18 protein-coding genes are annotated in these 19,348 nt (G+C 37.6%); 16 read left to right on the top strand and 2 right to left on the bottom strand.

What is annotated here, in order from left to right:
• Positions 1–208: 208 nt before the first annotated feature.
• Both ACIQYS_RS04530 and ACIQYS_RS04525 read left to right on the top strand, forming a co-directional pair.
• Complete coding sequence (locus ACIQYS_RS04530) at positions 209–694, top strand: YjdJ family protein (protein WP_402975575.1); 486 nt, start codon at positions 209–211, stop codon at positions 692–694.
• 214 nt (positions 695–908) lie between these two features.
• Positions 909–1,601, top strand: a complete 693-nt coding sequence (locus tag ACIQYS_RS04525) for a hypothetical protein (RefSeq protein WP_402975572.1) — start codon at positions 909–911, stop codon at positions 1,599–1,601.
• Between the two features lie 209 nt (positions 1,602–1,810).
• Here ACIQYS_RS04525 and ACIQYS_RS04520 read toward each other — a convergent pair whose 3' ends face one another.
• Positions 1,811–3,496, bottom strand: coding sequence for an Rqc2 family fibronectin-binding protein (locus tag ACIQYS_RS04520; RefSeq protein ID WP_402975569.1), 1,686 nt, complete (start codon positions 3,494–3,496; stop codon positions 1,811–1,813).
• Positions 3,497–3,663: 167 nt separating this feature from the next.
• Between ACIQYS_RS04520 and gmk the strand changes: the two genes are divergently transcribed.
• From gmk to ACIQYS_RS04460, 12 genes are all read left to right on the top strand, one after another.
• Positions 3,664–4,284 carry a guanylate kinase gene (gene gmk, locus ACIQYS_RS04515; RefSeq protein ID WP_402975566.1) on the top strand — a complete coding sequence of 207 codons (621 nt, stop codon included), beginning with the start codon at positions 3,664–3,666 and terminating at the stop codon, positions 4,282–4,284.
• Complete coding sequence (gene rpoZ, locus ACIQYS_RS04510) at positions 4,285–4,509, top strand: DNA-directed RNA polymerase subunit omega (RefSeq protein WP_402818924.1); 225 nt, start codon at positions 4,285–4,287, stop codon at positions 4,507–4,509.
• A gap of 73 nt (positions 4,510–4,582) precedes the next feature.
• The gene (gene coaBC / locus ACIQYS_RS04505; RefSeq protein ID WP_402975563.1) at positions 4,583–5,791 is read left to right on the top strand and encodes a bifunctional phosphopantothenoylcysteine decarboxylase/phosphopantothenate--cysteine ligase CoaBC; all 1,209 of its coding nucleotides are present in this window, start codon (positions 4,583–4,585) and stop codon (positions 5,789–5,791) included.
• Positions 5,788–8,199: a primosomal protein N' gene (priA, locus tag ACIQYS_RS04500; RefSeq protein ID WP_402975560.1), complete on the top strand. Its 2,412-nt coding sequence runs from the start codon at positions 5,788–5,790 to the stop codon at positions 8,197–8,199. Before coaBC ends, priA begins: the two co-directional genes overlap by 4 nt.
• Positions 8,200–8,222: 23 nt before the next feature.
• Positions 8,223–8,711: a peptide deformylase gene (gene def, locus ACIQYS_RS04495; RefSeq protein ID WP_402975557.1), complete on the top strand. Its 489-nt coding sequence runs from the start codon at positions 8,223–8,225 to the stop codon at positions 8,709–8,711.
• Positions 8,708–9,649 (top strand): methionyl-tRNA formyltransferase, encoded by a 942-nt coding sequence (gene fmt / locus ACIQYS_RS04490; RefSeq protein ID WP_402975554.1) that lies wholly within the window; start codon positions 8,708–8,710, stop codon positions 9,647–9,649. The genes def and fmt overlap by 4 nt, the downstream gene beginning before the upstream one ends.
• The gene (gene rsmB / locus ACIQYS_RS04485) at positions 9,646–10,995 is read left to right on the top strand and encodes a 16S rRNA (cytosine(967)-C(5))-methyltransferase RsmB (RefSeq protein ID WP_402975551.1); all 1,350 of its coding nucleotides are present in this window, start codon (positions 9,646–9,648) and stop codon (positions 10,993–10,995) included. Before fmt ends, rsmB begins: the two co-directional genes overlap by 4 nt.
• Positions 10,996–11,051: 56 nt before the next feature.
• On the top strand, positions 11,052–11,789 hold the full coding sequence (locus ACIQYS_RS04480; RefSeq protein ID WP_402975548.1) for a Stp1/IreP family PP2C-type Ser/Thr phosphatase: 738 nt from the start codon (positions 11,052–11,054) through the stop codon (positions 11,787–11,789).
• 2 nt (positions 11,790–11,791) lie between these two features.
• Complete coding sequence (gene pknB, locus ACIQYS_RS04475) at positions 11,792–13,780, top strand: Stk1 family PASTA domain-containing Ser/Thr kinase (protein ID WP_402975545.1); 1,989 nt, start codon at positions 11,792–11,794, stop codon at positions 13,778–13,780.
• 12 nt (positions 13,781–13,792) lie between these two features.
• On the top strand, positions 13,793–14,674 hold the full coding sequence (gene rsgA, locus ACIQYS_RS04470) for a ribosome small subunit-dependent GTPase A (protein ID WP_402975540.1): 882 nt from the start codon (positions 13,793–13,795) through the stop codon (positions 14,672–14,674).
• A gap of 2 nt (positions 14,675–14,676) precedes the next feature.
• Entirely contained in the window at positions 14,677–15,345 is a 669-nt protein-coding gene (gene rpe, locus ACIQYS_RS04465) for a ribulose-phosphate 3-epimerase (protein ID WP_402975537.1), read from the top strand.
• Entirely contained in the window at positions 15,342–15,998 is a 657-nt protein-coding gene (locus ACIQYS_RS04460) for a thiamine diphosphokinase (RefSeq protein WP_402975533.1), read from the top strand. The genes rpe and ACIQYS_RS04460 overlap by 4 nt, the downstream gene beginning before the upstream one ends.
• A gap of 217 nt (positions 15,999–16,215) precedes the next feature.
• Here the strand turns inward: ACIQYS_RS04460 and rpmB are convergent, their stop codons facing one another.
• Complete coding sequence (gene rpmB, locus ACIQYS_RS04455) at positions 16,216–16,404, bottom strand: 50S ribosomal protein L28 (RefSeq protein WP_053590016.1); 189 nt, start codon at positions 16,402–16,404, stop codon at positions 16,216–16,218.
• Between the two features lie 813 nt (positions 16,405–17,217).
• Between rpmB and ACIQYS_RS04450 the strand changes: the two genes are divergently transcribed.
• Together ACIQYS_RS04450 and ACIQYS_RS04445 are read left to right on the top strand one after the other, a co-directional pair.
• A complete protein-coding gene (locus ACIQYS_RS04450) occupies positions 17,218–17,580 on the top strand; it encodes an Asp23/Gls24 family envelope stress response protein (protein WP_142605778.1) in 363 nt (120 codons plus the stop codon).
• 17 nt (positions 17,581–17,597) lie between these two features.
• Complete coding sequence (locus tag ACIQYS_RS04445) at positions 17,598–19,253, top strand: DAK2 domain-containing protein (protein WP_402975528.1); 1,656 nt, start codon at positions 17,598–17,600, stop codon at positions 19,251–19,253.
• The last annotated feature ends 95 nt before the right edge of the window (positions 19,254–19,348 follow it).

Below are 19,348 nucleotides of genomic sequence, written 5' to 3'. Positions count from 1 at the left end.
GTCTATGGATTACGGTTGACTGGATTAAGGTCAGTATCAGTATTGACACTTCCTACCCATTTTCATTCTCTGTGGTGCAGCATGGATGGCTAACGGGGCAGATTAGTAGAACAAGGATTCATTCTTTACAAATTACTCCGTGGATGCTGAAACGAATAAATATTTAAAACGTCTTGATTTTAAATAGTATTAATTAGGGGGAGTGAAGTTGTTTAAGTATGTGCTGCAAATTATTGTTGGAATCTTTACATTAGTGGTATCAACTTTTATTGCATGGTATGAAGGAAGTGCAATTATAGAAAATTCATTAGAATGGAAGTATTCAGCACCATTTACGAATTTGTTTAATAAAGAGATTACGAATGGATATGATATTAGCCAACTCTATTATTTTGTTTATGCAGTTAAATTTCAACCTTTGTTTCCCACTTTTATGATAGTAAGTATTCTTTATATTCTTAGTGTAACTGGCTATTATCTAATTAAAAGTAAGTCGAAATGGGTAATAGGTTTTTGGGCATTAATAGGTTTAATAATGATATTATTTAGTGGTTTGATTTTTAATTCATCAACTATTGGTGGTAGTATTTTTTTCTGGATTACTTCAATAAGCGGTCTTTTATTTATTGCAGTTGCAGTATTACTATGGTCAAGAATCTCAAATATGCGGACAGGTGGAACAAGTGAACTGTAACATTTATTAAATGGAAGGTTTGTAAAGAATTACACATAAAGTAACGGGTGCGTTGATCTAAAAAGGATTAATGCCTTAATGCCTCTGTTATTGAAGTTATTGTAGTAAAGGTCAGGATAGTGCAATAAGGAAAACCTTTATTTTTGTCGAACTTTATAGTGTATTGATAGTAGAAAATTTAAAAAGCAAAAATAAAAAATAATTGAGGTTAATTATGATTATGAGTGTATTTTTAAAATCTAATAGAATACGAACTAATATTAGAGTAGGCAAAAAGAAAATTGCATATTCTGTTTTATTATCATCTATTTTTGGATTTACATTGGGTTTCGTTGCTAAAATACTCGATTCACCTATAATTCCTAATGAAATTTCAATTTTGGGCTACATCGGAAGTAATTGGGGTATATGGATATTTATTTCTACTTTGATAGCCGTATATTCTTACACGCCTAAAATAGCCGCAACATGTGTCTTTATATTCCTTATTTCATTGCTATTTTCTTACTACACATATACATTATTATTTCTTGAACTTTTTCCATTAAAATATATTATTTTTTGGTGCATCCTTGCATTACTATCAACGATTCCAGCCTGTATAATGTGGTTTTCTCATGCAAATCATTTAATCTCCAGTATCATTACAGCATTACCAATTGCCGTAATTGCATTTGAAGGATATAAAATCTATCTTTCTACGGTAGAATATTATGAAAAGTCCAGGCAGTACGAAAATGTTCTTGTAAGTGACGGAAACTATTTTTATATGCTTGGCACTGAAATAGTATATGCTTTAATGATAATTATCATTTTACTGCTTGTTCCTAAAAGAAAAAAGCAATGTTTATTTATTATTCCGTTCTCTGTAGTTGGATTTACTACTTTAGTATCAATAATACTTTAATCACTAGAATCTTGGCTTTTTCGCTATTTACGATGTGATAAGAAGCGAACCGTACCATAAGTAAAGAGACATCATACCTTAATGCTCAAATTTCAAGTTTTGACAAATAGAAGAGTAATTTTTATGTATCTAAGTTTATTAATCATCCATAGCTTTAAAAAATAAAAGGTTACCAAAGCGACTAACAAACCCGCTCTGATAACCTTTTCTCATTTCTTCATCAACCGAATCTTCTCCTCATCCGGCGTAACAAACAGCGTAGTCTGCTCAAAATAAATAACAAACCCAGGTTTAGCCCCACTAGGCTTCTTCACCTGCTTAATCACCGTATAATCGACCGGCACCGAAGCAGACTCCCGAGCTTTACTAAAATAAGCGGCAAGATTCGCTGCTTCTAGCAATGCTACTTCCGAAGGATTATCGGAATGTATAACGACATGGGATCCTGGGATATCCTTAGTATGGAGCCATGTGTCTGATTTTTTGGCTAGCTTGAATGTCACGAAATCATTTTGTTTATTGTTTTTACCAACTGAAATCTCCGTGCCGTCGGATGCGATGAATTTTTCTGGTGTTGGTTTCAACGGTTTTTTCTTCTTTTTGGATGCTCTTGCTTTAAGTAAGCCTTGCTCCATTAGTTCTTCTCGAATTTCTTCAATGTCTGTTGGAGATGCTTGCATCACTTGTTGTAGTAGTAATTCGAAATACGCAATATCGTCTTTTGTGATTTCAAATTGCTGTTCAATTTTAAGTAATGCCGTTTTTGCTTTTGTGTAGCGATTGTAATAACTTTGTGCATTTTGGGTTGCTGTTTTTCGGTTATCTAATGGGATGATGACCGTTTTACCATCCTCATCGTAGTAGTTGACAAGCTCGACTTCTTTTAGTCCTTTTTCTATTGCATAGGAATTTGCCATTAATAGCTCTCCGTATAATTGGAATGTATCTAGTTTTTCGGCTTGTTCGAAATCTTTTTGGAGTTTTTTCATTTTTAGCTTCAATTTGTTTAATTCGTTTTGAAGCCATCTTTCTAGGTCTCCTGCTTGCTGTTTTACACGATCTCGTTCCGCTTTGGCAAAATACACTCGGTCTAGTAAATTTCCTAGCGTTTCTTCGCTAAATTTGTCGCCAGTTAAATGCGTTAGTTTATTCGGTGAATAATACGTTTTTCCGCTTGATTCGACAATTTGTATCGAAGCTCCACCTTGTTTAAATTCTTCCATGTACGTCTTATAAATTTCGACACGATTCGCTCCGTTTTGGAATCGATGTAGTAATTCCTTTGCGTGTAAAGGCGAGAAGCCAGAAATTTGTTCGACGATTTCTTTTGATTCATTTGCCGATTGAATCACGTTTAGTAGTCCCTCTGAATATTCTAAAGGATGGAGCTTATTTTGGGCAGGTGGTGCAATGTAAGGTTGCCCAGGTAAGATCGTCCGGTAGCTATTCATGGAAGGAGATAAATGCTTAATACTTTCTAAAATTAGATTGCGCGTAGGATCGACTAATAGTAAGTTACTATGACGACCCATTATTTCCATATGGATTTCTCGTGTTATGTCGTCTCCGATTTCATTTTTACTTTGAATTTGGAAAATGATAATTCGGTCTGTTTCATGTTGTCGAATAGAATGAATTATGCCACCTTCTAAATGTTTGCGTAGCACCATGCAAAATAGCGGAGGCTGTGCCGGGTTATCGATTGTTTCATTTGTAATTTGTACACGAGAATAAGAAGGGTGTACAGAAAATAGTAATTTATAGTTTTGCCCTTGTGCTCGGATGTGCATTAAAATTTCTTGCGCATTTGGTTGATGTATTTTAGAAATACGTCCTGAAACTAATTGTTGCAGTTCTGTTGTCATTGCTATAGTAAATAAACCGTCAAAAGCCATAATAGTATCCTCTTTCAAAACAATATTGTCTTACTAGCCAATTGCCACACTTTAGGCAATAAACGCTTTTCTAATATGATATCATTTTAAAGGAAACTTGTGTTATAATCAGTAAAGTATATAATGAAACAACGAAACGGAGTAAGCATATATTTGAAGGAGACGTTATGCGAAGAGAAAAAGGTATATTAATCGTTTTATCAGGTCCATCTGGAGTTGGTAAAGGGACAGTGAGAAAAGAATTGTTTTCCGAGCCTGGAACAAATTATGAGTATTCCATTTCTATGACTACGAGACTTCCAAGAGAAGGCGAAGTAGATGGAGTAGATTATTTCTTTAAACAGAAAGAAGAATTTGAACAGTTAATCGGACAAGGGAAGTTATTAGAATATGCCTCTTATGTCGGCAATTATTACGGAACTCCCATTGACTATGTAAACGAAACACTCGATTCTGGGCGCGATGTATTTTTAGAAATCGAAGTACAAGGAGCAGCACTTGTACGAGAAAAAGCACCAGATGCGCTTTTTATATTCCTTGCACCGCCTAGTTTGTCTGAGTTAGAACAACGACTAATAGGTAGAGGGACGGAAACCGAAGATGTGATCAATTCTAGAATCCAAGCTGCAAGACTAGAACTGGAAATGATGCATCTGTATGATTATGTAGTGGAAAATGATGAAGTAGCAAAAGCTTGTGCGAAAATAAATGCCATCGTTGCTGCAGAGCATTGTAGACGTGAACGTGTTGAAAAAAGATATTTAGCAATGTTGGAAGGGGAAATATAAATGTTATATCCATCAGTAGATTCATTAAAAAATAAAATCGATTCCAAATACTCTTTAGTAAGTGTGGCTTCTAAAAGAGCACGACAGTTACAAGAAGAAGGCGGCGAACGTTTAACTTCATACGTATCTGCTAAACAGGTTGGGAAAGCGTTAGAAGAAGTTGCAGCCGGAGAACTGGCGATTGAGTCATCTAACGAAAACATAGTTTACGAAGACGAAGTGTAATAGGATGCATGAAACACCTCCCAAAGAATGAACGGTTCTTTGGGAGGTTGTTATTTAGAGGGGAGAAATTAAGATGTTAACTTCTAAAAAAATAGTCGTTTGTGTAACTGGTGGGATTGCCGTTTATAAAGCGGTTGCACTTGTTAGTAAGCTTACGCAAGCTGGTGCCAATGTAAAAGTGATCATGACGAAATCTGCGATGGAATTCGTACAACCACTAACTTTTCAAGCTATGTCTAGAAATGATGTATATTTCGATACATTCGATGAAAAAGATTCGAGCGTAATCGCACATATCAATTTAGCAGATTGGGCAGATTTAGTCATTGTGGCTCCTGCAACAGCGAATGTTATCGGCAAGCTTGCAAATGGTATCGCGGATGATATGGTGACAACTACTTTACTTGCGACGACAGCAAAGGTTTGGATTGCACCAGCAATGAATGTACATATGTATGAAAATGCAGCAGTTATACGAAATATAGATCAACTTTCAAAAGACGGATATTCATTCGTAGAACCTTCTGAAGGTTTTTTAGCATGTGGCTATGTTGGAAAAGGCCGCCTGGAGGAACCAGAAAAAATTGTACGACTTGTGGAAGACTACTTTTCACCAAAGGACTTACCTCTTAAAGGGCAGAAGGTTGTTGTAACTGCTGGTCCTACGAGAGAAAGAATTGACCCTGTTCGCTTTTTAACGAACTTTTCAAGCGGGAAAATGGGCTATGCAATGGCGGAAGCAGCGGCTGATTTAGGTGCGGAAACGATTCTTATTTCGGGACCTGTCAGTATAAATCCACCTTCTGATGTGAAAGTTATTTCAGTGGAAAGTGCGAAAGAAATGTATGAGGCCGTTTTGGAGCAGTTTGAGACAGCCTCTATCGTCATTAAAACAGCTGCAGTAGCAGACTATAAACCGAAAGAAGTACATGATAGGAAGATGAAAAAGCAACCAGGAGATGCGACGATCGTACTGGAGCGAACAACGGATATTTTAGCAGCGCTTGGTCAAAGGAAAACGACTCAATTATTAATAGGGTTTGCTGCAGAAACGAATGATGTCAAGCATTATGCAAAAGGAAAACTAGCAAAGAAAAATGCGGATTATATTATCGCAAATGACGTAACAGAAGCAGGTTCAGGGTTTGGTACGGATACAAATTCCGTTACATTAGTTGGGAAAAATGATGTGGAAATACATTTTGACCACTTACCTAAAAAGGACCTTGCGCTCCAATTGCTACAAACGATTATGACATTAGAAACAGCTGAGTCAAAATGATTGTAGAAGTAATTGTCGATGTTTCTGCCTATCCAATTGATCGTCCTTTTGATTATATCGTACCCGAAGCATTGGAGACTCTTGTGGAACGGGGAAGTCGCGTGCATGTTCCTTTTGGACCTCGTAAAGTGCAAGGCTTTATAACGAATATAAAAGAAGAAACGGATTTAGATAAGTCAAAGCTAAAAGAAGTGCACTCCATTTTGGACGTGGAACCTATTGTAACAGAAGAGCTATTGAAGTTATCCAAATGGCTGACCAATAAAACACTTTGCTATGAAATAGATGCACTGCAAGTAATGCTTCCAGCGGCTTTGCGTGCTTCTTATAAGAAAAATATCAAGTTAATCGATCCATCTGCACTGGATGAAGATTTTTTAGCTTTGTTCGGGAAAAAAGAGATCGTTTCTTACGAAGTTATTGAAAAGGCTGGTTACTTGCGTTCAATGAAGAAGCACTTAACAGGTGGGGCGCTTCAATTAGAAACGGTTATTAAACAGCATGCTAAAGCAAAAACTATTGTGAAATACAAAGTAACACCAGATAGAGAATTCATTGTCGAACAGTTAAACAGTTTAACGAAACAAGCAGTGAAGCAAAAAGAGTTAATCGAATGGCTATTACAGCAACAACAAACTGCTTTTACGATGCAACAATTGATAGAACTAGCTAACGCAAGTAATAGTACAGTAAAAGCATTAATCGAAAAAGGTGTTTTAGAAAAAGAAAAAGAAGAAGTTTATCGGGAGATTTCTTCTTTGGAATATCATGACAAAGATAAACGATTCCAGCTTACAGAAGAACAAACAAATGCACTAACGAAGATAAATCATGCACAGGAACATGCCGAAAATACGACATTTCTACTACATGGGATTACAGGTAGTGGAAAAACAGAAATCTATTTAAACGCCATCGAAAATTCTATCTTAAAAGGAAAGCAAGCAATCATGCTTGTACCCGAAATTTCGTTAACACCCCAAATGACACATCGTTTTAAGTTGCGTTTTGGTGACCAAGTAGCGGTTATGCATAGCGGTTTATCCATCGGTGAAAAATACGATGAATGGCGAAAGATATGGCGCGGTGAAGTAAAAGTCGTGGTTGGAGCTAGATCTGCCATATTTGCACCGTTCAAAGATCTAGGGATCATCATTTTAGATGAAGAACATGAGTCAACTTATAAACAAGAGGACAATCCTAGATATCATGCAAGGGATGTTGCAATTTGGCGTAGTGAATTTCATCAGTGCCCGGTTATTTTAGGAAGTGCTACACCATCACTTGAATCTTATGCTCGTGCATCTAAAGGGGTTTATTCTTTATTGACATTACAAATGCGTGCGAAAGAACAAGCGCTACCAACTGTGAATGTTGTAGATATGCGGGCGGAGTTGAAAAATGGGAACCGTTCGATGTTTAGTGTTGACCTTGCTGATGCGGTAAGAGAGAAGTTAGATAAAAAGGAACAAATCGTGTTGTTTTTAAATAAACGAGGGTTTTCTTCCTTCGTCTTATGTCGAGACTGTGGAACGGTAGTAGAGTGTAAACAATGTGATATTTCCCTTACGTATCACCGCGCGGGGGAACAACTAAAATGTCATTACTGTGGTCATGAAGAACCTGTGCCAACAACGTGTCCTGAATGTAGTAGTGAACATATCCGCTTTTTCGGCACTGGTACACAAAAAGTCGAAGAAGAAATTGCAAAGTTGTTTCCGTATGCGAGAGTGCTTCGAATGGATGTGGACACGACCAGAACTAAGGGATCGCATGAGCGAATTTTGAAGCAGTTTGGTGATGGTGAAGCTGATATATTACTCGGTACGCAAATGATTGCGAAAGGATTAGACTTTCCAAATATTACACTAGTAGGTGTATTAAATGCCGATACAACGCTACATTTAGCAGATTTCAGAGCAGCGGAAAAAACCTTTCAATTGATGACCCAAGTAAGCGGTAGAGCTGGTAGACATGATAAAGAAGGACAAGTATATATTCAAACGTATACACCAGAGCATTATGCGATTGAACTATCCAAATCCCAATTATATGAACCTTTTTATCATACAGAAATGCTCACACGAAAACAGTATGGCTATCCACCTTTCTACTTTTTAACATTAGTGCAAGTAACACATGAAAATGTCATGCTCGCTTCTGAATATGCAAAGCTTGCGACAGATTGGTTAAGAGCAAATTTATCGTCCACGACAATGGTTGTTGGTCCTACTGCAAGTGCTATTAGTAAAATACAAAATAGATATCGTTACCAATGTTTGATAAAATACAAAAAAGAACCATTATTAATCGAAAAATTACAGCAATTAATAAAAATATACCGTACAGAATGGATAAAAAAAGGCGTTATATTAACGATTGATTTAGACCCTTCAACTATTTTATGAGCTGTTTGAAATGAGGAAATGACATGGCAATTAGACCAATTATTACACACCCGAACGAACTTCTGACGACGAAATGTCGAGAAGTAAAAGTTTTTGACGAAAAGTTAGCGACACTACTTGATGATATGTATGACACAATGATTGCTTCTGATGGAATTGGAATCGCAGCACCACAAATTGGAGAAACGATTCAAGTGGCAATTGTCGACCTTGGGGAAGGGCAAGAAGTTATCGAACTGATTAATCCAGAAGTCGTGGAAATCGGCGGATCCGAAATCGAAGTGGAAGGTTGTTTAAGTTTTCCTGATATTTATGGGGAAGTAGAACGCCCATTTTATGTAAAAGTAGAAGCACAAGATCGCGATGGTGCTTTGTATGAACTAGAAGCAGAGGACTATGAAGCAAGAGCTATTTTACATGAAATCGATCACTTACACGGCGTTTTATTTACAACTAAAGTGATTCGTTATGTAGATTTAGAGGAACTGGAAAATGAGGAGGAAGAAGCATGACCAATATCGTTTTCATGGGGACACCTGCATTTTCAGCACCAATATTACGAATGCTTGTCGAAGAAGGCTATAACGTACTAGCAGTTGTAACGCAACCAGATCGCCCAGTAGGAAGAAAAAAGGTGTTAACTGCTCCCCCAGTTAAAGAAGAAGCGGTTAGACTGGGGCTACCAGTCATCCAGCCTACAAAGCTAAAAGGATCACCAGAACTAAAAGAAATTATTGCGCTAGCTCCAGATTTAATCGTGACGGCTGCATTCGGACAACTATTACCGAAAGAACTTCTTGATGCGCCGTCACTCGGTTGCATTAATGTGCACGCATCACTATTACCTGCTTACCGCGGGGGAGCACCGATTCATCAAGCAATTATAGATGGGCAAGACAAAACGGGCGTAACGATTATGTATATGGAAGAAAAGCTAGATGCTGGGGATATTATTTCGCAAAGCGAAATCCCGATTGCACATACAGATGATACAGGATTGCTTTTTGATAAGTTAAGTGAAGTCGGTTCTAATTTATTGAAAGAAACATTACCGTCGATCATTTCGAAAACAAATAATCGAGTAAAGCAAGATGAGTCACAAGTAACGTTTGCCAGAAATATTTCACGCGAGCAAGAACGAATCGATTGGAACAAATCGGCGTTAGATATACACAACCAAATCCGCGGTTTACATCCATGGCCAGTAGCGTATACTTCGCTCGCAGGGCAAACTGTAAAAGTGTGGAAAGCAGATACAATACAAGTAAAGTCAAAAGAATTACCAGGAACTGTTGTGAAAATTGAATCGGATTATTTTGTCGTGCAAACAGGTTTGGAAGAAGCAATTCGAATAAATGAATTACAGCCAGCTGGAAAAAAGAAAATGTCCGCAGAAGATTATTTGCGTGGCGTTGGTTCGAAATTGCGAATAGGGGATACATTTGAATGACAAAAAAACAAGAAAAAATTTGGACAGGCAATGTTAGGGACGCAGCACTCAATATACTAATGGCCGTAGAAAAGCAACAAGCGTATAGCAACTTATTATTACATCAAACAATTGAAAAATATAAAATTGATGATAAAGATCGTGCGTTATTAACCGAGTTAACGTATGGAACACTGCAATATAAAATGACATTGGACTATTATTTAGAACCATTCATTAAAGGGAAATTAGATGATTGGGTCAAACAATTACTTCGTCTTTCTTTATACCAAATTCATTACTTATCTCGTATCCCGGATCATGCAGCGGTAAATGAAGCGGTCAATATTGCGAAAAGAAGAGGGCATAAAGGAATTTCAGGAGCGGTAAATGGTATTCTCCGTTCCATTTTAAGAGAAGGTGTCCGTTCGACGGAAGAGATAAAAGATGAATTGGAGCGACTTTCGATTGAAACGAGTCATCCACTTTGGATGGTGAAACGATTCGTTTCGGAATATGGTTTTGAAACAACTGCGAAAATGTTAAAGGAAAATAATGAGCAACCTGTGACGACACTTCGTGTGAATTTATTTAAACGAACGGTGGAACAAGTGCTGCATTTATTGACACAAGAAGGGTATGTCGTTGCACAAAGTGAAGTAATTCCCGAATGTATTTATTTGTTTAATGGGCAAGCTGCGAAAACGACCGCTTTTCAAAAAGGTTTCGTCACGATTCAAGATGAAAGCTCCATGATTCCTGCCTACGCACTTCAAGCAGAACCTGGTATGACAGTGCTAGATATGTGCTCGGCTCCAGGTGGAAAAACAACGCATATTGCTGAGAAAATGCGTAACACTGGAAAACTAGTAGCGATGGATATTCATGAACATAAATTAAAGCTAGTAAAAGAAAATGCTGAAAGACTCGGTTTCGATTTTATCGAAACAGTACAAATGGATGGTCGTAAATCCTCGGAAGCGTACGAAGCCGAATCATTTGATCGTATATTAGTCGATGCACCATGTAGTGGCCTAGGGGTAATGAAGCGTAAGCCGGATATAAAATACACGAAAAACGAAAAAGATTTCGCATCGCTAAAGCCAATCCAATTGAATCTACTAGACGAGGCGTATAAGCTATTAAAAAAAGATGGACTTTTAGTGTATAGCACATGTACGGTAGACCGAGATGAAAATGAGGGAACAGCCAAATTGTTTTTAGAGGCGCATCCTGATATGGAACTACAGCGTTTCCCAAGCGTTATTACGAATATAAAAGAACAAGAACAGGAAGGAATGCTCCAACTTTTCCCGCAGGATTTAAGAAGTGATGGATTCTTTGTTGCAATTTTCAAGAAGAGGTAAGCTTCTAAAAGGAAAAATTGTATTTTCTTTTCATTTTAAAAGAGGTGAAGGAAGAAATGAAGTTCGTTGTCGAAACTGATGTTGGCTTAAAAAGGACAGTAAATGAGGACCGGGTGGATGTGTTCGTCCGCGATGATCATCGAATACTTGCGGTTGTTGCAGACGGTATGGGTGGTCATAATGCTGGGGATGTGGCAAGTGAATTAGCTATATCTGAGTTCAAAAAGTATTTTACGACGTATAATCCCGCTGTTATTAAAGCAAAAGATTGGCTCACTTACACATTCCAATCGATTAACCAATCCATAGCTAGGCATTCGTCCATAACTGCCGGCTGTGAAGGAATGGGGACGACATTAATCGCTGGACTATTTGACTACCATAAAGGAATCATCGCTCATGTCGGTGATAGTCGTGTTTATCAAATTACGAAAGAAAAAGTGGTGCAAATAACAAGAGACCATTCTTACGTAAATGTATTAATCGATTCAGGCGAAATAAGTGAAGAACAAGCGAAAACGCATCCGAAAAAAAATGTATTGATGAAAGCAATTGGTACCGAACGAACGATTCAACCTGATTTTTACGATGTAGAATTTATGCCGAACTCTTACTTTCTGTTTTGTACGGATGGATTAAGCAATAAACTAAGCGAAGCCTTTATACAATCCCTCCTCTATTCGGATAAAACGCTTGAAGAAAAAGCAAGTCAATTAGTGGAGGAAGCAAATCAGTCTGGTGGGGAAGATAATATTTCATTAGTCTTACTATCAAACAATGATGAGGAGGTGTAAGGATGTTAATAGGCAAACGAATTAGCGGCAGATACAAATTGCTTGAAATGATTGGTGGAGGCGGCATGTCCAATGTATATTTGGCACATGATATGATTTTAGACCGTGATGTGGCGATCAAAATTTTACGCTATGATTTTTCGAATGAAGAAGAATTACGCCGAAGATTTCAACGAGAAGCACTATCTGCGACAAGTCTTACACACCCAAATATAGTGAATATATACGATGTTGGGGAAGATGGTGATATTCACTATATTGTCATGGAATATGTGAAAGGGGAAACATTAAAACAATACATACAACGGAATGCTCCCGTTTCACCTAAAAAATCAGTAACGATTATGAAACAGCTTACTTCCGCTATAGCAAATGCACATAATAATCATATTATTCATCGGGATGTTAAGCCTCAAAATATTTTGTTGGATGAAGAAGAAAATATTAAAATAACGGACTTTGGAATAGCAATGGCTCTTAGTGCAACTTCTTATACACAAACGAATTCTGTGTTAGGGACAGTCCATTATTTATCGCCAGAACAAGCACGTGGGGGAACAGCTACAAACCAGTCCGATATTTATGCTTTAGGGATTGTTTTGTTTGAACTACTTACTGGTCAGCTACCGTTTTCCGGAGAGTCTGCCGTCTCGATTGCACTAAAGCATTTACAATCCGAAACGCCCTCCATTCGAGCGATTAACCCATCTATACCGCAAAGCTTAGAAAATGTCGTATTGAAAGCAACTGCGAAAGATCAAAAAAACCGATATCGTACGGCAGAGGAAATGGAAGCAGATTTAGCAACTGCTCTATCGCCGGAAAGAGCGGAAGAGGCGAAGTTTGTTATTGCGGTGGATGATGATGCAACAAAAGTATTACCAGTTATTAAAGAACCAGTTTCTTTTGAAGAAGTTTCGGAGACGAAAAAAATTCCTATCCAAAACCCGGCGGCAATGGAGCAGGAAAAGCCAAAAAATAAACGAAAAAAAAGAAAGATAATTGGCGCTATAATAGCAAGTGTTATAGTGCTTGCACTACTTGTTATAATCGTATTTCCTGGATTATTTAAAGCGAAAAAAATAGAAGTACCAGATGTATCCAATTTAGAAGTTGAGTTAGCTATCGAACAGCTAGAAGCGGAAGGATTTACAATCGGTGAGCAAACATTAGAGTTTTCCGAAGACGTGGAAGAAGACCATGTTATTCGGACAACACCGGAAGCAGGTAAAATGAGAGATAAACAAACTGAGATTCATCTCTTTGTCTCTTCTGGAAAAGAAACATCTGCTATTGGAAATTATGTAGGAGAAGATATAGATCAAGTGAAAAGGTTGCTTCAAAATCAATTACTTGATATTAAAGAAGAAGAAATATTCGACTCTAAGCCTGTTGGAACGATTTTAGAACAAACTCCAGTAGGTGGTACTGAAGTAATTCCAGAAGAAACGGAATTACGATTTGTCGTAAGTAAAGGTCCTGACTTAAGAACGGTGAATGATCTAACGAATTACAATGAGAAAGCTTTAAAAGATACGGAGAAGTCTTCAGGATTTAAGATAAGAGTAGTTGGTAAAGAAAAATCTGATAATGTTCAAAAAGGGAATGTGATTAGGCAAAACCCAAAACCGAATGCCAAAGTAGCACCAGGCAGTACAATCGAAGTTGTAATATCGGACGGACCAAAAGAAAAGCCAACTAAATTCTTTACCAAAACAATTACAATTCCATATATACAACCGAATTCAAATAGAGACGGGGTAGAAGATGAACAGCAAGACGGCGAAATAGAAGTGCAGCCACAAGTTGTGCGTATTTATATACAAGATAAAACAAGGTCGCTTGCAGAGCCTGTAGAGGAGTTTCTTTTAACGGAAACGACAGAAAGACAGCTTAAATTAGAAATTAGTGAAGGACAAAAGGCAGTTTATCGTATTGTGGTGAATTCAAATGTAATTGCAGATGAAACGATTGCTTATGACGATATTTAAAGGAGGTTTCGGATGCCACAAGGTCAAATTAGAAAAGCATTAAGTGGATTTTATTATGTATATGATGATGGAAAGATCATTCAATGCCGTGCTAGAGGAGTTTTCAGAAACAGAGGAGAATCTCCTTTAGTAGGTGATTTCGTAGATTATACTGTAGAGGGAGAAAATGATGGTACGATTACCGTTATTCATGAGCGTAAAAATAATTTAGTTCGCCCTCCAATCGCAAACATTGACCAAGCGATCTTAGTGTTTTCGATAAAAGAACCAGATTTCAATACAATCTTATTGGATCGCTTTTTAGTAGTGCTTGAATCATTCCGTGTCGATCCAATCATTTGTTTAACGAAAAGTGATTTAATGGATGAGCAAATGGGGAAAACGATGGATGCATATATTAAAGAATATGAAGAAATCGGTTATCAAGTATTGATGACATTTAAAGATGATCCGTCGTTTGATGAGAAAATAGCACCGCTACTAAAAGATAAAACGACTGTACTAGCAGGGCAATCTGGTGTCGGTAAATCTACACTTTTAAATACTATTTTACCTTCTCTAGATTTAAAAACGGGTGTTATTTCCAATGCGTTAGGACGAGGAAAACATACGACAAGGCATGTAGAGCTTATCGAAGTTTGCGATGGATTACTTGCTGACACCCCAGGGTTTAGCTCCTTTGAGTTTGACTTGATGGAAAAAGAAGAACTATCCAAATGTTTTCCAGAGTTTGTGGAAAAACAAGATGGGTGCAAGTTTAGAGAATGTATGCATGTGAAAGAACCAAAATGTGCGGTAAAAGATGCTGTAGAAACGGGAGAAATCAAAGAATACCGTTATAAGCATTATTTACAGTTTTTAGATGAAATAGTAGAGAGAAAGCCGAGGTACTAAATATGGTGAAAATAGCTCCATCCATTTTAGCAGCAAATTTTGCGAAACTTGGAGAAGAAGTATTAGAAGTTGAAAAAGCAGGAGCGGAATTGATTCATATCGATGTCATGGATGGTCATTTCGTACCTAATATTACGATGGGGCCAATTGTAGTGGAAGCACTACGTCCACTAACCACTTTACCGCTTGATGTCCATCTAATGATTGAAAATGCAGATCAATATATCGAAGCATTTGCAAAAGCTGGTGCGGACTATATTACGGTGCATGTGGAGGCTTGTCCTCATCTTCATCGAACGATTCAATTAATCAGATCTTTTGGTGTAAAGCCCGGAGTTGTGTTAAACCCACATACACCAATTGAAACGATTCAACACGTTCTAGAAGATATTGATATGGTTCTCTTTATGACGGTAAATCCAGGGTTCGGTGGGCAAAAGTTTATTCATTCAGTCGTTCCAAAAGTGAAGCAATTAGCAGATATTATTCGAGAAAGAAATCTGTCTATTGAGATTGAAATTGATGGTGGAATAAATGAAGAAACGATTAAGCCTTGTGTCGAAGCTGGAGCTACTATTTTAGTGGCAGGATCCGCTATTTATAACGCCCCAGATAAGGCTAAAGCTTTACAAGCGATTAAAGAAGCTGGTTTGAGTGTATTTGCGAAATGAAACGGGTAATTGTTTGTTCTGGAGGTCCAGTAGAGGAAGTTGTTGATTTTGAACAGCTTCCTCTTTTGGAAGAAGAGACTGTTTTTATCGGCGCTGATCGAGGCGCTCTTCATTTATTGGCAAAAGGAATAACACCTACTGAAATTATCGGTGATTTCGACTCGCTGACAAAAGAAGAATTTCAGTTAGTAAAACAACGCGTAAGTAATGTTACAGTGCTAGAAGTAGAAAAAGACGAGACGGACACCCATATAGCACTTCAAAAGGCAATTACATATAAACCAGACGAGATAATATTGACCGGAGTTACTGGAGGTCGATTAGATCATTACGAAGCGGTGTTACATGATTTATGCCGTTTTCAAATGAATCAGCCTGATATACTTTTCTCCATACAAAATAATCAAAACATCATCCAATTTTTGTTACCAGGAAGTCATGAAATCGAGCGTGACGATTATTATAAATATATTTCTTTTTTTTCTTTTGGCGAAAAAGTAGAGAAAATTTCATTAACAGGATTTTTGTACAATGTGTCGGAAGAAAATATGACGGTGGGCAATGCAAAGTTCACGAGTAATGAACTAAAAGGACGAACAAGTACTATCTCTTTTATAGCGGGCATATGTTTAATGATAAGAAGCAGTGACTAAAAGGGAGGAATTGTGTGAAGGTCTACACATTTAGATTGCCTAAATCCGTTAGTAGTTTAATGAAAGTTTGTATTCGTCTGTTTAGAAGAGAAGAAGTAAAGAAATAAAAGACCCTGATGACTCCATAGGTTTTGGGGTCATTTTTTTGCACTGGAGACTATAAAATGAAAAAATGCCAGGTCGACAGTTGTCGGCCTGACATTAATGATGAGTGTGATTAAACACGCTCAACTTTTCCTGATTTTAAAGCTCTAGCAGAAACCCATACACGTTTAGGTTTACCGTCTACAAGAATGCGGACCTTTTGAAGGTTTGCTCCCCACGTACGTTTGTTAGCGTTCATAGCGTGAGAACGAGCATTACCAGAACGAGCTTTACGCCCAGTGATTGCACATACTTTTGGCATTATATTTCCTCCTCTTAAAAGAAGCTGAAAGATTTTTCAGTTCGATATTTCACATACTTTAATAATTTACCACAGACTTTTACTATGCGCAAGCCTTATCAAGAAAAAAACCTTTACAGACAAAAAGTATTCAATATAGAAAATAATGCGTCGCAAGGAAATTACCGCTGGGATTTCTGCTCCAGGGCGGACGCTTTCCGGGGGTGAGCGATGAGCTATCACCGACGCTACGCGTACGTTGTTATAGCTCATCTGTCTCACTCATCCCGCTGGAGTCGCCGCCCTTCCGCTCCAATCCGTCAAATTTGCTAGCTAATCAGCGTCACTGTTTTAAACTAAATCAGCATGAGAGCAACCAAATTGCTGGTGATAGTAACTAATTCTTAAATTAGCAAGTTTACTTGGATTGAGACGACGAAAAATAAGAGGTGTTATTTCAATAAAGTAGTTGAATGAAACAAGTTTAATCTTAGTAATGCTTCAATGATTTTGAGACAGAAATTTCTATTTAGGTTTAATAAATATTCGCGTAGTGGACCTAATAAATTTAAATCTCTGATATCTGCAGACGTTAAATTAGCAAGAAATTCCTATTGATTGTAGTGGAAGGCGGCTAATCCAGCGGGAATAGCAGATGTTTTTTGCGCGGAAAGCGTCCGCCTGCAGTGGAAATCAATGCGGTCATCCAATAGGGCTTTTTACGACGCATTATTCCAAAACAGTGAATTTGTAGACGAAAAGAAACGTTTCTTTTATAATTTCTATGGGTGTAGTACAATAAAGGGTAGTCAAAAAGACTTGGGAGGTTTCAACATGTCAATTGAATTGAAAAACGAATTCGGACAAATTGATATATCACAAGATGCGGTTGCTCAAATTGCTGGAGGTGCTGCGATTGAGTGCTATGGTATTGTTGGTATGGCATCAAAGCACCAAATAAGAGACGGACTAACAGATATATTAAGAAAAGAAAACTTCACAAAAGGTGTAGTAGTCAGACAAGAGAAAGAGCATTTACATATTGATATGTATATTATTGTAAGTTACGGGACGAAAATTTCGGAAATAGCTTATCAAATACAATCGAAAGTGAAATACACACTGAACAAATCTCTTGGAATGTCCGTGGAATCCGTAAACGTGTATGTACAAGGAGTTCGCGTGGCAAACGTGTGAATAAGGGAGAGAACATAATGAAATTAATTAATGGAATTCAATTTGCGGATATGGTCAAGATGGGAGCTCATCATCTTTTTCAAAACGCAGATTATGTAGACGCTCTAAACGTATTTCCAGTTCCAGATGGAGACACTGGAACAAATATGAATCTTTCCATGACTTCGGGTGCAAAAGAAACTGCAGCACATTCAGGAGAACATATTGGGAAAACAGCACAATCCTTATCTAAAGGATTGCTCATGGGTGCACGTGGTAATTCAGGTGTTATTTTATCACAATTGTTTAGAGGTTTTGGAAAATCAGTAGAGCAATATGAAACGTTAAATGCCAAACAATTTGCACAAGCGTTAAATTATGGTGTGGAAACAGCATATAAAGCGGTGATGAAACCTGTCGAAGGTACTATACTAACTGTGGCGAAAGACGCAGCGAAAAAAGCGGTCGTAGTGAGTGAAACAGAGGACGATATTCGTGAGTTAATGGCAGCAATCGTAGAAGAGGCGAAACAGTCATTAAACAGAACACCAGATTTATTACCAGTGTTAAAAGAAGTAGGAGTAGTGGATAGCGGTGGGCAAGGGCTCGTTTTCGTCTATGAAGGCTTTTTGGCTAGCTTAAGAGGGGAAGCGCTTCCTGAAAAAACGGTTGCTTCTTCGATGGATGATTTAGTAAGTGCAGAACATCATAAAAGCGTGCAAGGATTTATGGACACAGCAGACATCGAATTTGGTTTCTGTACCGAATTTATGGTTCGTTTAGAAGAAGGTAAAAAAGCATTCGATGAAACAACATTTCGTAATGATTTAAGTGCTTTCGGTGATTCGTTATTGGTAATTTCGGATGAGGAAGTAGCGAAAATTCATATTCACTCGGAAACACCGGGTGACGTATTAACGTATGGTCAACAATATGGTGATTTGATCAAAATTAAAATTGAAAATATGCGCGAGCAACACTCAGAAATCGTTGGTGATGATTTCGCTAAAGAAATACCTTCGAAAAAAGCAGAAGTTCATCCATACGCAGTAGTTACAGTTGCAATGGGAAGCGGTGTATCCGAACTGCTTAAAAGTTTAGGTGCATCTGCTGTCATCGAAGGTGGTCAAACGATGAACCCTTCAACAGAAGATATTGTGAAAGCAATTGAAGCTGTTGGGGCAGAACGCGTATTAATATTACCAAATAACAAAAATATTGTTATGGCTGCTGAACAAGCAGCTGAATTGCTAGGAATCGAAGCTGCTGTTGTTCCGACAAAAACAATCCCACAAGGAATGGCAGCTATCTTAGCATTTAATGCACAAGCAACTGTCGAAGAAAATCAAAGAAATATGACGAACGCGTTTGCGCATGTCAAAACAGGTCAAGTTACTTTTGCGGTTCGTGACACAACAATTGACGGTGTGGAAATCAAAAAAGATGACTTCATGGCACTTGCAGAAGGAAAAATTATTTTATCTAATCCTTCTAGAGAAGAATCTGCAACCAGCTTAGCTAAAGCATTGATTGATGAAGATGCAGAAATCGTTACGATTATTTATGGGGAAGATGTTTCAGAAGAAGAAGCAAATGTTTTTGCTGCATTCATTGAAGAACAATTTGAAGATATCGAAGTGGAAGTATACAACGGTAAACAACCTCTTTATCCATACATTTTATCTGTCGAATAATGCGATGCCACGGGAAAGAACAGTTCCCGTGGTTTTTTATTTCTAACAATATTTTCTAGCAATAATATTTTTGTTTAATCTATCTATTAAGTGTA

Origin of the sequence: Psychrobacillus sp. NPDC096426 (assembly GCF_044762745.1) — a bacterium.
Classification (GTDB): domain Bacteria; phylum Bacillota; class Bacilli; order Bacillales_A; family Planococcaceae; genus Psychrobacillus.
This window is presented reverse-complemented; position numbering and strand designations above follow the sequence as displayed.

What these genes read in the sequence shown, in the direction of transcription:
- ACIQYS_RS04450 (WP_142605778.1), top strand. Translation starts at nt 17,218, where the DNA reads ATGTCAATTGAATTGAAAAACGAATTCGGACAAATTGATATATCACAA.
- ACIQYS_RS04480 (WP_402975548.1), top strand. Translation starts at nt 11,052, where the DNA reads ATGAAGTTCGTTGTCGAAACTGATGTTGGCTTAAAAAGGACAGTAAAT.
- pknB (WP_402975545.1), top strand. Translation starts at nt 11,792, where the DNA reads ATGTTAATAGGCAAACGAATTAGCGGCAGATACAAATTGCTTGAAATG.
- rpmB (WP_053590016.1), bottom strand. Translation starts at nt 16,404, where the DNA reads ATGCCAAAAGTATGTGCAATCACTGGGCGTAAAGCTCGTTCTGGTAAT.
- ACIQYS_RS04520 (WP_402975569.1), bottom strand. Translation starts at nt 3,496, where the DNA reads ATGGCTTTTGACGGTTTATTTACTATAGCAATGACAACAGAACTGCAA.
- coaBC (WP_402975563.1), top strand. Translation starts at nt 4,583, where the DNA reads ATGTTAACTTCTAAAAAAATAGTCGTTTGTGTAACTGGTGGGATTGCC.
- rpoZ (WP_402818924.1), top strand. Translation starts at nt 4,285, where the DNA reads ATGTTATATCCATCAGTAGATTCATTAAAAAATAAAATCGATTCCAAA.
- fmt (WP_402975554.1), top strand. Translation starts at nt 8,708, where the DNA reads ATGACCAATATCGTTTTCATGGGGACACCTGCATTTTCAGCACCAATA.
- rsgA (WP_402975540.1), top strand. Translation starts at nt 13,793, where the DNA reads ATGCCACAAGGTCAAATTAGAAAAGCATTAAGTGGATTTTATTATGTA.
- priA (WP_402975560.1), top strand. Translation starts at nt 5,788, where the DNA reads ATGATTGTAGAAGTAATTGTCGATGTTTCTGCCTATCCAATTGATCGT.
- rsmB (WP_402975551.1), top strand. Translation starts at nt 9,646, where the DNA reads ATGACAAAAAAACAAGAAAAAATTTGGACAGGCAATGTTAGGGACGCA.
- ACIQYS_RS04445 (WP_402975528.1), top strand. Translation starts at nt 17,598, where the DNA reads ATGAAATTAATTAATGGAATTCAATTTGCGGATATGGTCAAGATGGGA.
- ACIQYS_RS04460 (WP_402975533.1), top strand. Translation starts at nt 15,342, where the DNA reads ATGAAACGGGTAATTGTTTGTTCTGGAGGTCCAGTAGAGGAAGTTGTT.
- rpe (WP_402975537.1), top strand. Translation starts at nt 14,677, where the DNA reads ATGGTGAAAATAGCTCCATCCATTTTAGCAGCAAATTTTGCGAAACTT.
- ACIQYS_RS04525 (WP_402975572.1), top strand. Translation starts at nt 909, where the DNA reads ATGATTATGAGTGTATTTTTAAAATCTAATAGAATACGAACTAATATT.
- def (WP_402975557.1), top strand. Translation starts at nt 8,223, where the DNA reads ATGGCAATTAGACCAATTATTACACACCCGAACGAACTTCTGACGACG.
- gmk (WP_402975566.1), top strand. Translation starts at nt 3,664, where the DNA reads ATGCGAAGAGAAAAAGGTATATTAATCGTTTTATCAGGTCCATCTGGA.